The sequence below is a fragment of the Bacillus sp. TE8-1 genome (assembly GCF_008368855.1).
Classification (GTDB): Bacteria; Bacillota; Bacilli; order Bacillales; family Bacillaceae_G; genus Bacillus_A; species Bacillus_A cereus.
Genome location: NZ_QPET01000028.1, coordinates 123,991 through 140,659 on the forward strand (window position 1 = coordinate 123,991; position 16,669 = coordinate 140,659).

Genomic DNA, 16,669 nt, shown 5'->3' on the forward strand with positions numbered 1-16,669 from the left:
TTCCACCTTATTATCTAGGTGGAAGTTTTTGTTTTTGTATTTGTGAGTGAATCATAGGAGAAGGGATATGTTCGGTGTTTGATGAAGCTTCTGATTTTATTTGAGACATTTTTTCTTTTGTATCACGTAAAGAATGTTCAGTTAAGTAGACGGCATATTCGTAAAATAACTGGCGCGTCAGTTCACTTTGCTCTTTTAATTTTTTATCTTGGAATACAGTTCGCCCAGGTTTAGAGTTGGCTTCAAAGAGCCACGGATTTTCCTTTGTGTCTAAACCGATATCAAAACCGATTTCTCCAATATTTCCAGTTACTTGTTCATCGAGCGCGTAACTTATTTGTAAGGCAGTATGTTTTAATTTATTTTCAATTTGAACTTGTTTCGTTGAATCTGGAAAAAGCTCTTGTAATAATTTTGTGTCACCGCCACTATTTACGTGCGTTGTTAAACTGCCTTTGCCGGCGATTTTGGCGACGATTGCACTAACTATCCAATTACCGAAATGGTTTTTATTTGTATGAATGCGGAAATCAACAGGTTGCCCATCGAAGCGAAGTAACGAAATACCTTGCTGTACGATAAACTTTTTTAAATCATGTCCTTTTAATACATGGTTTAGAAGCGTTTCTAATGATTGATACTTTCTCAGTTTATTTTCTTCATTTTCGCGATAACGACAGTAGTAGCAATTCTCTGTTTGAGAATAAAATATTTGATGAATATTTCTACCAAAGCTCCCGTGTATTGGTTTCATGTACACTGATTTATACGTGCCAAGAAACCGTTCTACTTGTTCAAAATGCTGAAATGCTTCTGTATTTGGTAATAAGGGTTTAATTGATTCGTCTTTCGTAAGAAGTTGATGAACTTCCCATTTATTGAAAAAACCTGGGTTAAACCATGGAATGCAGTAGTCTTGTTCTAATTTTCTTTTTGCCCTGACAATTGGTTTATAATTTTCCGCTTGCCGATTCGGTAAGCGATCGTAAATGACATTTGGTAAAGGGACTTTTTTCTTTATCCATTGTTTCTCTTGAAAGAAATATCCTTCAATCGTTTCTTCTTCCCAGTGTATATGTTGAACGCCAAAGACGAATACGAACGGTCGTAATGAGAATGGTGGTGTTAACAACTCACTCAGAGCAATTGAACGATTTCCTAAAGGGTTAGAAGAATCATCATTAAAGCCAGTTGTAAAAATGCCGATTAATGGTCCGAAAATAATTGTTTGGTTTTGTGTAAATGCATGAATAGTAGTTGATTGAGGCAGTAAAAGTTTTTCGGCAATATGCTTTCCGATAATAATTTCGCGAGTAAAGGAATAATGAATTTTCACCTCTTCACTTGCAATGTGACGTATACCGAAGGATAGGGATGTAATAGGCGGTGTAATAGAAAAAACGTAAGGTAAAGTAATGCTATTTGGATGTTCATCTGAAATGTTTAATGTATATATATGTTCTTTCAAAATAGGCTTACCTCCTTTCATTATGGTGTAAAGCGACTGAATTTAAGTGGTCCGTGAAATATCTTTTCAGCTAATGAATCACTATGACGAATGTATTGTTCGTAAGGAGGAATCGTGTTGACATACATAAGCCAAATCGCGCCTTTTTGATCCATAATTGTGGAAAGTTCTAGTTCGAATAATGAAGAATAAGACTGATCTAGTGTTTGGAATACTTCATTTATAATGTCGTGTAAAGCGTCTTGCAATAGTTGCACACCTGTACTAGATAGTACGTATTTAATTTTTGAAAATGAATGCAATGAATCATCGTCTGTTGCTGAAGGTAAAAGTTGATTAGGAAATGAACTTTTTTGTATAAATTGACCGATAATATTCCAAGTTTGTTCTTTGTTTTTTTGCAAAATGGTTCGAATGTGGAGTGGGTATGTTAATTGATTTGGTGGTTGTAGCATGGTATGCACTATGTAGCGTGATGAACGTATGTTAGATTTACACCAAGATATAAATTCATCTGTCCGCTTGATTGGAAGAGAAGTATGGTATTTTTCATTTACTGTATCGATATGAAACGTTTTATTTTTGTAAGCGACTCGATATAAGTTATCTTTAGAATGTATATTAGTGGGGCGTATAATAATATCTTTAGTTTTTAACAACAGTTTGAAAATGTTTTGTATCGTTGCCACTTCAAATTTGGGTATATAAGGAGACAGTTTTTTATTAGTGAGAAATAAATCATGTAGTTCACTTAAGTTAATAAGTGTGTTATTTAAAAAGGTAGTGGAAGGACGGTTGTGCAAAGAGTGAATAATTGATTTTGCTTTTTCAAAGTCTGTTTCCTCGTGAAAAGAATAACGATCATATATATAAGAAGGAATAGGGAATGTTTGCTCTTTCCATTTTCCTGTATCTGTATCGTAAATAAGACCAGAAACAAGGTCTGTTTTAGAATCAATACAAAATGGCGTAAACTGGGCAACGACATTATGATAAAGCCGAGCGCGTTTAGCGATTTCGGTGTAATACGTTTGCTCATAATGAAGTTTAGAAGTTAAAAGGCCGAGAACCAACGAAATCACTCCTTTACTACTATTTGCATAATAGGCGAAGCTATATATTGCAAATACGTTTTTATACCATTATACTTTTGTCCGTATGATGATATGCTATAGTTTTGGAGAAGTGAAAGGTTGATTGTAATGAATATATGGTTAAATATGTTAACGACGACAGGGCTCGGAGCAATTATTGGGGGATACACGAATCATTTAGCGATAAAAATGTTATTTCGTCCTCATCGTCCTATTTATATCGGAAAGTTTCAAGTTCCATTTACACCAGGGTTAATTCCGAAGCGTCGTGATGAACTTGCTGTTCAATTAGGAAAAATGGTTGTAGAACATTTGTTAACACCAGAAGGAATCGGAAAAAAGCTAACAAATGAAGAGTTTCAAAAAGGTTTAATCCACTGGGCGCAAGTGGAAGTGGATAAAGTAATTACGAATGAACAATCACTGCGATATATGTTAGAAAAATGGAATGTAGCGCATGTAGAAGAAGAAGCGACTCGAAAAATCGAATATGTGATTACAGAAAAAATTCATGCATTTTTAGCAGAGTATTATACATATACATGGGAACAGGCTTTACCTCATTCTGTACATGAAAAGATAGAGAATGCGATTCCGAATGCCTCGGCGTTTATTTTAGAGCGAGGAATTAGCTTTTTTGAAAGTGAAGAAGGGAAAGCGCGTCTTTCAAAAATGATTGATGATTTCTTTGCTTCTCGTGGAACGCTACTTAACTTAGTTGGGATGTTTTTAGGAAATGTAAGTGTTGTGGATCGTGTGCAGCCAGAAGTTATTAAGTTTTTAGGGCAAGATGCTACAAAGCAGCTTTTAACTGACGTACTACAAAAAGAGTGGGAAAAGTTAAAAGGAAGAGATGTAAAAGAATTAGAAGCATTTGTGGAGAAAGAAATGATTGTAAGCTCCGTGCTGTCAGCAGTTAAAGTAGAGGAAACAGTGAGTAAGTTTTTAAATCAATCTGTTCAGCAAGTATGTGAACCAGTTCGAGAAACAATTATTGAAAAAGTGGTTCCAAGTGCAGTAGCGAAAGGCTTAAAGTGGGGAACAGAAAATGTAGAGAGTATACTAAATAATCTACACCTTGCGGAAATTGTCCAGCAAGAAGTGTCTACATTCTCAACAGAAAGATTAGAAGACTTAGTTCTGTCTATTACGAAAAACGAATTGAAAATGATTACGTATTTAGGAGCGTTATTAGGCGGAATGATCGGGCTCGTACAAGGATTGTTACTATTGTTTCTTAGATAATAAGGTGAGTACATAGAAATAAAAGTGAAATTTCTTCACATCTCTTGCATAGTTTGATATGGTAAGAAGAGGTGCGTATGTAAATGCACGTAAAAGGCAGTGCGAGTGAAAAGCGCTAGCCTTCTAAAGGAGGAAAAATAAAATGACAAAGAACATTCATGATGTTGCATATGAATTACAAAAAGCAATCGCTGAAAACGAAGACTTCAAAACTTTAAAAGAGAGCTACGCAGCAGTTCAAGCTGACACAGCTTCAAAGAACTTATTCGATGAGTTCCGTACAATGCAACTTAGCCTACAACAGAAAATGATGCAAGGCCAAGAAATCACTGAAGAAGACAACCAACAAGCACAAGAAGTTGTAGCTCGTATTCAACAAGATGCTAAAATTACAAAATTAATGGAAACTGAGCAACGCCTAAACGTTGTAATCGGTGACGTTAACAAAATTATCATGAAGCCACTTGAAGAATTATATAGCGCGCAACAACAAGCGTAATAGTGGAAGACGCTCCTAGTTTAGGAGTGTCTTTTTTGTTTAGGGAATTTAATAGTTATACCACAAAAACTCCCTTTCAAAATAGCCATTTCTTATTGGTTATTTTGAAAGGGATATGTAACACATCTGTTAATTTTTTTTATTGCTGTTAATTGAAGTTTTAATATTTTTTTCGTTCAAAAACGTTTCAATCTCTTTTTGTTTCCTCCCATTTATTTTCTCAAGGCGTTTTGTAAAAGAAAAATTGGCTTTGAATAAGTTACCATCTTGGGTGAGTTTGTCTAATTCTTGATCTAGCTCTACGAAAATATCCGTAGATGATGACATAAATGCATAGATTTCTTTTGAAGGTTTTTTATAATCAGTAGGTAAATTATTATTACTAATAAACTCATGGAAATTCATATCGTTTTGTTTCGCTAAATCAATTAGTTTTTGTAATTTTTCTCGGTCAGATTCCGTGAAATTCTTATCAGAATTTGTTGAAGCGAGAGGGATAATATTTTCAGATAACTCCCAACTATAATCTATATAATTTTTTATATTTTGTTTCATTTCGTCTTCACTAATAGTTTCGTTTTTCTTTGAGGAACTAAATATATTTTCTGGAACTTTAATAGCAACATCTTTAATAGATTGTACATCGTTTTCTTCCCTAGGTTGTACACTGTTTGAACAAGCTGATAGAAATAAAAGAGTAAGTAGCATGAGTGAATATAAAGTATATTTCTTCATTTTAATCTCCTTTTACATTCATTAGTGTCTTTGTAAAATAGCAATATTCCATTTCAAATACTTTACTAAAAGTGCATATAGATGTTTTACCATTTGATAAGATATGACGGATATGAGTAAAACGACGCAAAAAGCGATGAACACATTATAAACATCGGAATAACTAATTTGATGAAACCCTTTAAAGAATCCTAATCCTATTAATAAAATAGGCGAAATAATTAATACTGGCGTGGCAATGATAAGTGCTAGAAGAATCGGTAATAAAAAGAGTAGTACGAAAAAGGCGATAAAGATAAAGGCAAAGTTTAAAACACTTAAGCTCATAACAGAAAACAGTGCTGCCATAATATTTTTTAGGCTGCGTCTATTGTCAGCGTTACTTATTACATATGAAACAGTAAGTTCTTTAGCGATAGTTTTAGGGTTTCCTAGCTTTTTAGAAATTTCCTCTTCAGATATTCCATCTTGTTTACCACTAATAAAATGAGTTTCGTACTCCGAGATAATATCCTCCTTTTCTGAATTAGGCATATTCCGTAGGGAAGAACTAAGTTGTTCTAAAAATTCACTTTTGTTCATAACGATCACTTTCCTTTATAAAATGATGAATTATGGCTGAAAATCCTATCTTTTTTCTAAACAGCACACACAATCTATATCTACTTTTTAAAAGGAGATATACTAATCGTGAATAACATTCCAAATAATGGGTATTCCATTATTTACAAATATATCACTTACTATTATTCTTTGCAAGGTACTATAAATTTGTTAATAATGTGAATAGGTGGAAGTATTTTTGTGCATTTTTAGAAGAGATATAAAAATGTTATTTTAAGATAAACAAAAGATTGTAAGCGCATTCTTTAAATCTTGTCAAAATAATGTCGAATTCATATTGTTGGAAAAATAATGCATTTGTAATATAATGATAAATGATACTTCACCACATTAATTAACTAGGTGAAATTAAAAATCTTTATTACACAAATTATGAAACAAAGGGTAACTAACTGTTACGATTTATTTAACCAATTATAACGAAAGTTAATTAAATATATCAGTAAGCCCTGCTAGTCAAGTAATTGGCTAGTAGTGAGGGTTAACTGCGGGCAATCCCTAAAGCTGATTGAACTACAACGTGGCTAGAAATAGCGAGCGTGAATGTCGCGAAAGCAGAAAAAATCAATCAGATGATGCAAGGTTAAATCCTAAACATTAGAACAATGGGTCTTCCGCCTCGAATCATCTAAGTCAAAATGGATAGGATGAACGTTCAACGACTATCTCGTATAACTGACGAGAGTACATCACAAGCCTATGGTGGTGGAAAAATCCTCTATCTCTAAAGAGATAAACATATAGTCTGCGCTCATGTGAAAACATGAGAAGTTCATAAGAGAACTGGCTAAGGAATTGCGCCCTTAGTTGAACGAGATACATTTAATTAAATCTATCAAACCTCATTGAATCCATCGAACGTATGTGCTATGGTAGATTCAATGAGGTAAGAATAATAATGAAATTTTTACGAGTTAGTCAAGTATCAGAATTAACAGGTTTGCATCCGAGTAGTCTTACGAGAATGCTGGTGGAACACGCTACTATTCAGAAGAACAAATCTTTCATTAAAGGAGTTACATTCTGATGATATTGGCGAAGAAAGTCAGACTAATTCCAACGCCTGAACAAGAAAAATTGCTTAGAAACCATGCTGGTGCTGCAAGATTCGCTTATAACTATTGTAAAAGAATGAGTGATAGATACTATAAGCTATTTGGAAAATCTGTTTCACAGTTAGCTTTACAGAAACGATTTACAAAGATTAAGAAGCGAAAGAGATATGAGTGGTTAAAAGACATTAATGCACAAGTTCCCAAACAGGCTTCAAAAGATTTTGATACGGCGAGAAAAAATTCGTTCAAAAAGTACAAAAATGGTTCTCACACTTCTTATAAATCCAAAAAAGATTTAATTCAAGGATTTTATGCCAATTATGAAAGACTGGTTATAGGAAAGAAAGTCGTTCATATTCAGTCTATTGGAGAAGTGAAAACAAGCCAACAACTACCAAGAAATAAAAAACCATCCAACCCAAGAGTTACCTTTGACGGTCGTCACTGGTGGATTAGTGTAGGGTTCCAAGAAGACTTTGAATCACAAGAACTAACCGATGAGTCGATTGGTGTGGATGTTGGTTTAAAAGAGCTGTTTGTAGCTTCTAATGGTATGAAAGAACGAAATATAAACAAAGATGCCAAGGTTAAAAAACTTTTGAAAAGGAAAAAGTCAGCACAAAGAGATATGTCTAGGAGATTTAAAAAAGGTGTAAAAATTCAATCTACCGGATATGAAAAAGCGAAAGCTGAGCACCTGCGGTTATCTAGGAAAATTACGAATATCCGAAATAACCATATCCATCAAGCAACAGCTAAATTGGTGAAAACCAAACCAATGAGGATTGTTGTGGAAGACTTACCTATCTCAAACCTGTTAAAAAACAAAAAACTATCGAAAGCATTTTCATTTCAAAAATTAAACTTCTTCTTTCAATGTTTATCATACAAGTGTGAGAAGTACGGCATTGAGTATGTAAAAGCTGATAAATGGTTCGCTTCAAGCAAGATTTGTTCATGTTGCGGCGTTAAATACGACCATTCAGTTCAACCAGAAGGACAGTGGAGTTTAAAGATTCGTGAGTGGCGTTGTGCTTCATGCAATAGCTATCACGATAGGGATGTAAATGCGTCGATAAATTTATCAAGATGGGTAAAATAAATGCTTGATAATAGGAGGTAACGATACTGCCTCGTGTGGAGTGTTATACCCCTCGTCCCTTTGGGGTTGCGAGAACACGATGAAGCACTAACTCGTGTAAATTTGATTGAATTGTATAGATTTAGTTAAGTTTATCGTATCGGATGATTAGTTTGAGTACAGGTGTAAAAGTAAACGACGTGAAGACAAAAACAAAAGGAGCAGATCTTGTTGTTGATTGTTTAATTAAACAAGGTGTTACACATGTTTTCGGTATTCCAGGAGCAAAGATTGACTCTGTATTTGATGTATTGCAAGAAAGAGGACCAGAGTTAATCGTTTGTCGTCATGAACAAAATGCAGCATTTATGGCAGCTGCTATTGGTAGATTAACAGGAAAACCGGGCGTATGTCTTGTAACTTCAGGACCAGGGACATCAAATTTAGCGACAGGTCTTGTTACTGCGAATGCGGAGAGTGATCCCGTTGTTGCTTTAGCTGGTGCAGTTCCGCGTACGGATCGATTAAAACGTACACATCAATCTATGGATAATGCTGCACTATTCGAACCAATCACAAAATATAGCGTAGAAGTAGAGCATCCTGATAATGTGCCAGAAGCATTATCAAATGCATTCCGAAGTGCGACTTCCACAAATCCGGGAGCTACTTTAGTAAGTCTTCCGCAAGACGTTATGACTGCGGAAACAACTGTAGAGTCTATCGGTGCGCTTTCTAAGCCACAGCTTGGAATCGCTCCCACAAATGATATTACATATGTAGTAGAAAAAATAAAATCAGCGAAATTACCAGTTATTTTACTCGGTATGAGAGCGAGCACAAATGAAGTGACGAAAGCTGTTCGTAAATTAATTGCGGATACAGAACTTCCTGTCGTTGAAACATATCAAGCAGCTGGTGCGATTTCACGTGAGTTAGAAGATCATTTCTTCGGCCGCGTTGGATTATTCCGTAACCAACCAGGTGATATTTTACTAGAAGAAGCAGACCTTGTGATTTCTATCGGTTATGATCCAATCGAGTATGATCCAAAGTTCTGGAATAAACTTGGTGACAGAACGATTATTCATCTTGACGACCATCAAGCAGATATCGACCATGATTACCAGCCAGAGCGTGAATTAATTGGTGATATTGCCTTAACGGTAAATAGCATCGCGGAGAAATTACCGAAACTTGTATTAAGTACGAAATCAGAAGCGGTATTAGAACGATTACGCGCAAAATTATCAGAACAAGCAGAAGTTCCAAATCGTCCTTCAGAAGGTGTTACGCATCCACTTCAAGTGATTCGTACACTTCGTTCTTTAATTAGTGACGATACAACTGTTACATGTGACATCGGTTCCCATTCTATTTGGATGGCGAGATGTTTCCGTTCTTATGAACCACGTAGATTATTATTTAGTAACGGCATGCAAACGTTAGGTGTTGCACTTCCTTGGGCAATCGCAGCTACTTTAGTAGAACCAGGTAAAAAAGTAGTTTCCGTATCAGGTGACGGTGGTTTCTTATTCTCTGCGATGGAGTTAGAAACGGCGGTACGTTTAAATTCTCCAATCGTCCATCTTGTTTGGAGAGACGGCACATATGATATGGTTGCATTCCAACAAATGATGAAATACGGCAGAACATCAGCTACAGAGTTTGGCGATGTTGATCTTGTGAAATATGCGGAAAGTTTCGGGGCGTTAGGTCTTCGTGTTAACACGCCTGATGAATTAGAAGGTGTGTTAAAATCCGCGCTAGCAGCAGATGGTCCTGTCATTATTGATATTCCAATTGACTATCGTGACAACATTAAATTAAGCGAAAAATTATTACCAAACCAATTAAACTAATGGAGGCAGATTTGAGATGACTGTTGCGCAATTAATTGATATTGATGCGAAAAAAACGAAAACGAGTAATGAAGTATATCAAACATCTACAATGCTTGCGCTATTAGATGGTATATATGATGGTGTAATTAGCTTTGAAGATTTGAAAAAACATGGTGATTTCGGCATCGGCACATTTGATCAATTAGATGGTGAAATGATTGCATTTGATAATGAATTTTATCATTTACGTTCAGACGGTTCAGCAGAAAAAGTAGAGCCAGAAGAAACAACGCCATTTGCGACTGTAACGTTTTTTGAAAAAGAAATGAGTTATACGGTAGAGCGTCCGATGAATCGTGAAGAAGTTGAAGCGTTATTACATGAATTAATGCCAAGTAAAAACTTGTTTTACGGTATTCGAATGGACGGTACGTTCCGTGAAGTAAGGACGAGAACTGTTCCAAGACAAGAAAAACCGTATACACCGCTCGTTGAAGTGACGAAATCACAACCAATCTTTTCATTTGAAAATACAGAAGGTACGCTTGCTGGATTTTGGACACCAGATTACGCACAAGGTATTGGGGTAGCTGGATTCCACTTACATTACATTGATGATGAAAGAAGCGGGGGCGGACATGTTTTCGACTATGTTATAGAAAACTGTACGATCCAAATTTGTCAAAAAGCTCATATGCATTTAGCACTTCCAGAAACAGCTGATTTTATGGCGGCTGAATTATCAAGAGAAAATTTAGAGGATAATATTGCAACTGCGGAAGGTGCAGAGTAAGAGGGAAAGACTGTTCCATTTTGGAACAGTCTTCTTTTATTCGTAATGTTATTATTTGTCGATAAATCGATATTTCTTGTCGAACCGTTGATATATTGTAAGTTACGATAGATATATTCGAAAAATCGTTGATATATTGTAAGTTACGATAGATATATTCGAAAAATCGTTGATATATTGTAAGTTACGATAGATATATTCGAAAAATCGTTGATATATTGTAAGTTACGATAGATATATTTGAAAAATCGTTGATATCGCTTATTTCTTTGAAACAAACGGATGCCCCTCATAATAAAAACGCCACGGATAATGTACAGCTTCTTCTGCATAGTCGATATTAATACGAGGTCCTGCTGTTATTTTATATTGTGATGATATGTGTTCTTCTTTTGGAACTAATTCAATATGTAACGTATCACTTTGTAACGATACGCCGCGTTCTTTTAAAGTAATTCCGAGTGCACGGCATAGTTTGCCAGGACCGTTTGTTAAGTTTTTATATTGCGCTTTTGTAATTTCGGTCTTATTGTAGCGCGCTAGTTTTATTTTTTCTATTCCATCTACTGGCTCAAGAGCTCGAATGAGAACACCTTGTGGGGTGCCCACTGGCGCTGTAATAACGTTAAAGCAATGATACATACCGTAAATTAAATATACGTAAGCATGCCCTGGTGCACCAAACATAACTTCTGTGCGATCTGTCCGTCTGCCTCCGTAACTATGTGCGGCCTTATCATCTGGGCCTTTATATGCTTCTACTTCTACAATGATTCCGCTTCGCTTTATTCCGTCTACAATATGAACAAGTTTTTGCCCAAGTAATTTTTTTGCGACTTCTAACGTATCGCCTTCATAAAAAGAAGGAGGTGCCTGCATTGTACTATCTCCTTTGCTAAGTGTATATGTATATAGTAAACCAAATTTTCAGTAGTAATTCTAACTCGTTCTATTTGCTACATTTATTTCATAAATTATGGATAGAGTACAACAGCGAAGAGGGGGAGTGCGACATGATTTATCGCTTACTAGCTCTTAATATAGATGGGACACTACTATACAACAATGGAAAAATTGCAAAAGGATTAAGAGAAACAATTGAATTTGTGAAAAGAAAAGATGTATACGTTACGTTATTTACGAGTCGTAATTTTCAATCCGCTCATAAAGTAGCAAAGGCGTTAAAATTAGATTCTATATTAGTGACACATGGTGGTGCTTTCGTTTCAGCAACGTTAGATAAGCCGTACGTTCAAAGAAGATTGTCTGAAGAGAAGACTTTTAACATTGTGCAAGTGTTAGAGCACTTTGATTGTAACGTACGTATTTCTCATGAACGGTTTTCGATAGGAAATCGTGAGAGAAATACACCAAACTTAATTGCGCGCACTGTATTATCAAGCGCAGATCCGTTATTTTATCCAGTTCAATTTGTAGATTCGTTAGGTGACGCGCTTCGTGACCATCCGGTAGCGGCGCCAAAAATTGATGTTCTTTTCCAAACTAAAGGTGAAAAAGAACGCGGGCTAAATACATTAAAAAAAGCGTTCCAAGATGTAGAGTATGTTGAATGTGATTCAAAACGAATAGAAATTTTACCGCAAAATGTATCAAAGTTACGCGGGTTACAATTGCTTGGAGAGCATTTAAATATTTCGCTAAATGAAATGGTTGCGATTGGAGATAGTATGGAAGATTTAGAGGTTATTGAAAACGTGGGACTTGGGGTAGCGATGGGGAACGCGCCTGTAGAATTAAAGCAAGCAGCAGATTGGATTACACGTTCAAATAGCGAAAACGGTGTAGAGTATATGATTAAAGAGCATTTCCGTAAGCAATTCCCGCTTCCGTTTTTGAAGAATCATAAAAATACACCGAAACGATGAAAGAAAAACGTAGCTTTTTGGCTACGTTTTTTTGTTGAGCTTATTTTTTAAAAGTGAAAGCGTTTTAAGATGTGAATTGTGTATAAAATCCATACAATTCACTTGAATCCTTTAGAAAACTAATGTAAAGTGAATGATGTTGTCAAAATAGTTACACCACATGAAATATTCTTCAGATTAATTTTATTGGGCTCCCATACGTAAAAGTATTTCCCCATGACAGTTTAGTTCACGTATTATTTCAAAAATGAATTGTAGTAATTTTATTAAGTAGTTGTAGCGTTCCTTTGTTTTATTTAAATGGATTATTTTAAGTTAATGTGAGTAAGGTTTGGTACATATGATATGTACTTCTTTTTGTGATTTTAGGAAGTTTAAAAGGGGGAATGAATTTCTTGAGGAAATCATTTAATCAAAAAATTAAAAAGTTAAGTAGTAGTTTAATAGTTGTATTACTAATATGTATGAATTTTTTAATCCATTTACCATTTAAAGCAGAGGCAGCTACAACAGAATTAAAAGGTTTAGGTGATGTATCTTATTACAACGCCATCATTTTTGGAGATCATAGTGCAACGAGTGCGGATATTGAAGGTGCGATGGCTGTTCAGAAAAATATGAACGCATCAAGTTATACAGTCGTAGCGGCTGCAACTGGAGCAAATAACTTAGCTGGAGCAACTTGGGTAGATGAAGGATATCCATCATTATTACTAGGCGGTCAATTTACGAAAGCGGGAGCAGGACAAGTAATTATTCAAGATGGAATAGTGGCGATGACAAAAGACGGTGACCCAGATGGCGCAATGAAAACGTCATATGACCGTATCTCTTATAAAGAGCAAGCGGAGATTGATGCTAAGTTTAAAGAATTTAGAAAAGACGTTGATGGTGTAATTGGGGATGCAAGTAAACTACACACTGATAAGCCAAAACCTAATATGAGCTTTGGAATCGGTGAAGATGTAAACAACCCTAATATTTATGTCTCTTCAGGCCAGACGGGAAAGAAAGCATTTGATGTAAAAGACGTTTTTCTTCCGAATGTAGAGAATAAAGACTTTATTGTTATTTATTCAGATGCAGAAGAAGTGAGTTTTGGTGGCGGTGCAATTTTGTATGATACAAGAAATACTGGGATGGCGACGGATTTAATTAATACATCTCAAGCATATGACCCTAATTCATCTTTTACTGAGTTAGCTAGTAAGGTAATTTGGGTATTTCCTAATGCTACAAAGATAACAACTAAAGGTTACGGTGTAGTAGGTAGTGTGTTTGCACCTAATGCAGTTGTAGAAACAAAAGGTGGTTCTATTAATGGACAAGCCTATGTTGGAGGATTACACCAAAGAGATGGTTTTGAGGTTCATAACTTTAAATTTAACTGGCCAAAGTGGAATAAACCAGCAGCTGAAAAAGGACATTTACAAATTAAAAAAGTTGATGAAAACGATGAAAACATTGTTTTAAAAGACGCAAAATTTGATGTTATAGACAAAGATAATAACGTTGTGGCTACTGTTACAACAAACGAAAAGGGTATTGCGGAAGTTAAAGATTTACCACTTGGTGACTATTTTGTAAAAGAAATAAATGCACCAGAAGGATATATAAAAGTTGATACACCAGTCAAAGTAACAATTGATAATACAAACGTAATTGAACTTGTTATGAAGAATACGAAAAAAGTAGAGAATGGCCAATTTAAATTATTGAAAAAAGATAGTGAATCTGGTCAACTTCTGCCAGGTGCAAAATTTGATGTTATCGATAAAGATGGGAAAGTTGTGGAAACAATTGTTACAGATGATAAAGGTGAAGCCTTATCGAAACGACTTCCAGTTGGAAGCTATACATTAAAAGAAGTAGAAGCACCGAAAGGATATGAATTATCATCTAGTTCAGTTTCTGTTGATGTAGAGGCTAATAAAGTATTGACTGTAGATGTGGTGAATAAAAAGATCCCCGAAAAAGTAACAGGTCAATTTGAAATTGTGAAAGTAGATGCGGAAGATAAAACGAAGGTATTATCAGATGCAGAATTCGAAGTGTATAAAGAGGGTAAAAAAGTAGATACGTTACGAACAGATAAAACTGGTAAAGTAGTTTCTCAGAAATTAGAACCAGGAAAGTACACATTAAAAGAAACGAAAGCACCACAAGGATATAAATTGCTAAAAGAAGAAATTGAAGTCGTTGTGGAAGCAAACAAAGTAGTAGAAGTACAAGTAGAAAACGCAAAAGAACTAGGAAGCTTACAAGTAATCAAAAAGGATTCGGAGAGTGGAAAAGTTCTAGCAGGTGCAGAATTTAAACTGAAAAATGAAGCTGGTCAAGTAGTTGGAGAAGCGAAAACAACGAATAAAGACGGTGTTGTGAAATTCGAAAGCTTAGTGCCAGGAAAGTACACGTTAGAGGAAACGAAAGCGCCGGAAGGTTATAAGGCGCTAGAAGTGACAGTAGAAGTGAACGTTGTAGCGAACGAAGTAGTAAAACAAGAAGTCATGAATGAAAAAGTAATGGGTCAATTCGAAATCGTGAAAGTAGATGCGAATGATAAAACGAAATTGTTATCAGGTGCAGAATTCGAAGTGTATAAAGATGGTAAAAAGGTAGCGGAACTGAAAACAGATGAGAGTGGAAAAGTGATGTCACCGAAATTACCGCTAGGTGAATACACAGTGAAAGAAACGAAAGCACCAGCGGGCTACAAACTTTCAAATAAAGAATGGAAAGTAACAATTCAAAATGAGAAAGAAGTAGTAAAAGTAGAGGCAGAAAACGAAAAAATCTTAGGTTCTCTACAAATTATTAAAATGGATGATAAAGATCAAACGAAACGCTTAGCAGGCGCAGAATTTACATTGAAAGATGCGAAAGGAAATGTTGTAAAAGAAGGAATTACAACAGATAAGTCTGGAACGGTTAAAGTAGACGGACTTGTGCCAGGTGAATATACGTTAGAAGAAACAAAAGCACCAGAAGGTTATGAGGTAACAAAACAAATAATTCATGTAACAGTTGACGGTGAAAAAGTTATTGATGTAAAAGTAACGAACGGTAAGAGCCTTGGTCAATTCGAAATTGTAAAAGTAGATGCGGAAGATAAAACGAAAGTATTATCAGACGCAGAATTTGAAGTGTATAAAGATGGTAAGAAAGTAGATACATTACGAACAGATAAAACAGGTAAAGTAATTTCTCAGAAATTAGAACCAGGAACATACACATTAAAAGAAACGAAAGCACCACAAGGATATAAGTTGTTAAAAGAAGAAATTGAAGTCGTTGTGGAAGCGGACAAAGTAGTAGAAGTACAAGTAGAAAATGCAAAAGAACTAGGAAGCTTACAAGTAATCAAAAAGGATGCAGAAAGTGGAAAAGTTCTAGCAGGTGCAGAATTCAAACTGAAAAATGAAGCTGGTCAAGTAGTTGGAGAAGCGAAAACAACGAATAAAGACGGTGTTGTAAAATTCGAAAACTTAGTGCCAGGAAAGTATACGTTAGAAGAAACGAAAGCGCCGGAAGGTTATAAAGCGCTAGAAGTAACAGTAAACGTAAATGTTGTAGCAAATGAAGTAGTAAAACAAGAAGTTATGAATGAAAAAATGAAAGAAGAAATTACAGGTCAATTAGAAATTACAAAGGTAGATGCTAATAATACAAATACAACATTAGCAGGCGCAGTGTTTGAAATTTGGAAAGACGGAACAAAAGTGGAAACATTAATAACAAATAAGAGCGGTAAAGCAATTTCTAAGAAGTTAGAACCAGAAGATTATATTTTAAAAGAAATCCAAGCGCCAGAAGGATACACTTTATCCAATAAGGAAATCAAATTTACGATTTCTAATGAAAAAATTGAAGTTGTAAAGCTTCAAATTACAAATAAAAAAGATACAGATAAAGATCCGGAAAAACCAGGTGAAGAAACAGGGAAACCAGGTGAAGAAACAGGGAAACCAGGTGAAGAAACAGGGAAGCCAGGTGAAGGAACAGAGGTGAAGGAACAGAAAAGCCAGGTGAAGGAACAGAAAAGCCAGGTGAAGGAAGAAAGAACAGAAAAACCAAGTGAAGGAACAGAGAAGCCAGGTGAGGGAACAGAAAAACCAGGTGAAGGAACAGAGAAGCCAGGTGAAGGAACAGAAAAACCAGGTGAAGGAACAGAGGAGCCAGGTGAGGGAGTAGAAAAACCTAATTTACCAGAAAAAGGACAAGGTTCTTCTAATAATCAACAACTTCCAGCTACAGGACACAATACGAATTACGTTCCATTCATCGGTTTTATGCTTCTGTTACTAGGAATACGTTTAAGATTCATGGCTAAAAATAGTTAACGGAT

General features: G+C 35.4%; 13 protein-coding genes. 8 read left to right on the forward strand and 5 right to left on the reverse strand.

What is annotated here, in order from left to right; all coding sequences use genetic code 11:
* Positions 1-10: 10 nt before the first annotated feature.
* Both DN404_RS24410 and DN404_RS24415 read right to left on the reverse strand, forming a co-directional pair.
* Positions 11-1,468 (reverse strand): YheC/YheD family endospore coat-associated protein, encoded by a 1,458-nt coding sequence (locus tag DN404_RS24410; protein WP_149215548.1) that lies wholly within the window; start codon positions 1,466-1,468, stop codon positions 11-13.
* A 20-nt stretch (positions 1,469-1,488) separates the two neighbouring features.
* The gene (locus tag DN404_RS24415; protein ID WP_000242827.1) at positions 1,489-2,541 is read right to left on the reverse strand and encodes a YheC/YheD family endospore coat-associated protein; all 1,053 of its coding nucleotides are present in this window, start codon (positions 2,539-2,541) and stop codon (positions 1,489-1,491) included.
* A 129-nt stretch (positions 2,542-2,670) separates the two neighbouring features.
* Between DN404_RS24415 and DN404_RS24420 the strand changes: the two genes are divergently transcribed.
* Positions 2,671-3,807, forward strand: a complete 1,137-nt coding sequence (locus DN404_RS24420; RefSeq protein ID WP_025709955.1) for a DUF445 domain-containing protein — start codon at positions 2,671-2,673, stop codon at positions 3,805-3,807.
* Positions 3,808-3,949: 142 nt separating this feature from the next.
* The gene (locus tag DN404_RS24425) at positions 3,950-4,306 is read left to right on the forward strand and encodes a YlbF/YmcA family competence regulator (protein WP_000164614.1); all 357 of its coding nucleotides are present in this window, start codon (positions 3,950-3,952) and stop codon (positions 4,304-4,306) included.
* Positions 4,307-4,435: 129 nt separating this feature from the next.
* On the opposite strand, the gene DN404_RS24430 is transcribed toward DN404_RS24425, so the two are convergent.
* Together DN404_RS24430 and DN404_RS24435 are read right to left on the reverse strand one after the other, a co-directional pair.
* Positions 4,436-5,041: an NDxxF motif lipoprotein gene (locus DN404_RS24430; RefSeq protein ID WP_097821430.1), complete on the reverse strand. Its 606-nt coding sequence runs from the start codon at positions 5,039-5,041 to the stop codon at positions 4,436-4,438.
* A 21-nt stretch (positions 5,042-5,062) separates the two neighbouring features.
* Positions 5,063-5,623, reverse strand: coding sequence for an HAAS signaling domain-containing protein (locus DN404_RS24435; RefSeq protein WP_149215549.1), 561 nt, complete (start codon positions 5,621-5,623; stop codon positions 5,063-5,065).
* Positions 5,624-6,563: 940 nt separating this feature from the next.
* On the opposite strand from DN404_RS24435, the gene DN404_RS31035 reads away from it, so the two are divergent.
* The 4 genes from DN404_RS31035 to alsD all read left to right on the forward strand — a co-directional run bounded on the left by DN404_RS31035 (position 6,564) and on the right by alsD (position 10,438).
* Positions 6,564-6,692, forward strand: coding sequence for a hypothetical protein (locus DN404_RS31035; RefSeq protein WP_000670740.1), 129 nt, complete (start codon positions 6,564-6,566; stop codon positions 6,690-6,692).
* A complete protein-coding gene (locus DN404_RS24440) occupies positions 6,692-7,822 on the forward strand; it encodes an RNA-guided endonuclease InsQ/TnpB family protein (RefSeq protein WP_097920884.1) in 1,131 nt (376 codons plus the stop codon). Before DN404_RS31035 ends, DN404_RS24440 begins: the two co-directional genes overlap by 1 nt.
* Positions 7,823-7,974: 152 nt before the next feature.
* Entirely contained in the window at positions 7,975-9,663 is a 1,689-nt protein-coding gene (gene alsS / locus DN404_RS24445) for an acetolactate synthase AlsS (RefSeq protein ID WP_098214038.1), read from the forward strand.
* Between the two features lie 16 nt (positions 9,664-9,679).
* The gene (gene alsD / locus DN404_RS24450; protein ID WP_000215024.1) at positions 9,680-10,438 is read left to right on the forward strand and encodes an alpha-acetolactate decarboxylase; all 759 of its coding nucleotides are present in this window, start codon (positions 9,680-9,682) and stop codon (positions 10,436-10,438) included.
* Positions 10,439-10,699: 261 nt separating this feature from the next.
* On the opposite strand, the gene DN404_RS24455 is transcribed toward alsD, so the two are convergent.
* A complete protein-coding gene (locus DN404_RS24455; RefSeq protein WP_149215550.1) occupies positions 10,700-11,317 on the reverse strand; it encodes a DNA-3-methyladenine glycosylase in 618 nt (205 codons plus the stop codon).
* Between the two features lie 134 nt (positions 11,318-11,451).
* Between DN404_RS24455 and DN404_RS24460 the strand changes: the two genes are divergently transcribed.
* Complete coding sequence (locus tag DN404_RS24460; RefSeq protein ID WP_149215551.1) at positions 11,452-12,324, forward strand: Cof-type HAD-IIB family hydrolase; 873 nt, start codon at positions 11,452-11,454, stop codon at positions 12,322-12,324.
* Positions 12,325-12,719: 395 nt separating this feature from the next.
* Complete coding sequence (locus DN404_RS24465) at positions 12,720-16,664, forward strand: SpaA isopeptide-forming pilin-related protein (RefSeq protein ID WP_370512804.1); 3,945 nt, start codon at positions 12,720-12,722, stop codon at positions 16,662-16,664.
* The last annotated feature ends 5 nt before the right edge of the window (positions 16,665-16,669 follow it).

Coding starts and splice junctions, on each gene's coding strand:
- DN404_RS24420 (WP_025709955.1), top strand. CDS start 2,671: ATGAATATATGGTTAAATATGTTAACGACGACAGGGCTCGGAGCAATT.
- DN404_RS24425 (WP_000164614.1), top strand. CDS start 3,950: ATGACAAAGAACATTCATGATGTTGCATATGAATTACAAAAAGCAATC.
- DN404_RS24430 (WP_097821430.1), bottom strand. CDS start 5,041: ATGAAGAAATATACTTTATATTCACTCATGCTACTTACTCTTTTATTT.
- DN404_RS24435 (WP_149215549.1), bottom strand. CDS start 5,623: ATGAACAAAAGTGAATTTTTAGAACAACTTAGTTCTTCCCTACGGAAT.
- DN404_RS31035 (WP_000670740.1), top strand. CDS start 6,564: ATGAAATTTTTACGAGTTAGTCAAGTATCAGAATTAACAGGTTTGCAT.
- DN404_RS24440 (WP_097920884.1), top strand. CDS start 6,692: ATGATATTGGCGAAGAAAGTCAGACTAATTCCAACGCCTGAACAAGAA.
- alsD (WP_000215024.1), top strand. CDS start 9,680: ATGACTGTTGCGCAATTAATTGATATTGATGCGAAAAAAACGAAAACG.
- DN404_RS24455 (WP_149215550.1), bottom strand. CDS start 11,317: ATGCAGGCACCTCCTTCTTTTTATGAAGGCGATACGTTAGAAGTCGCA.
- DN404_RS24460 (WP_149215551.1), top strand. CDS start 11,452: ATGATTTATCGCTTACTAGCTCTTAATATAGATGGGACACTACTATAC.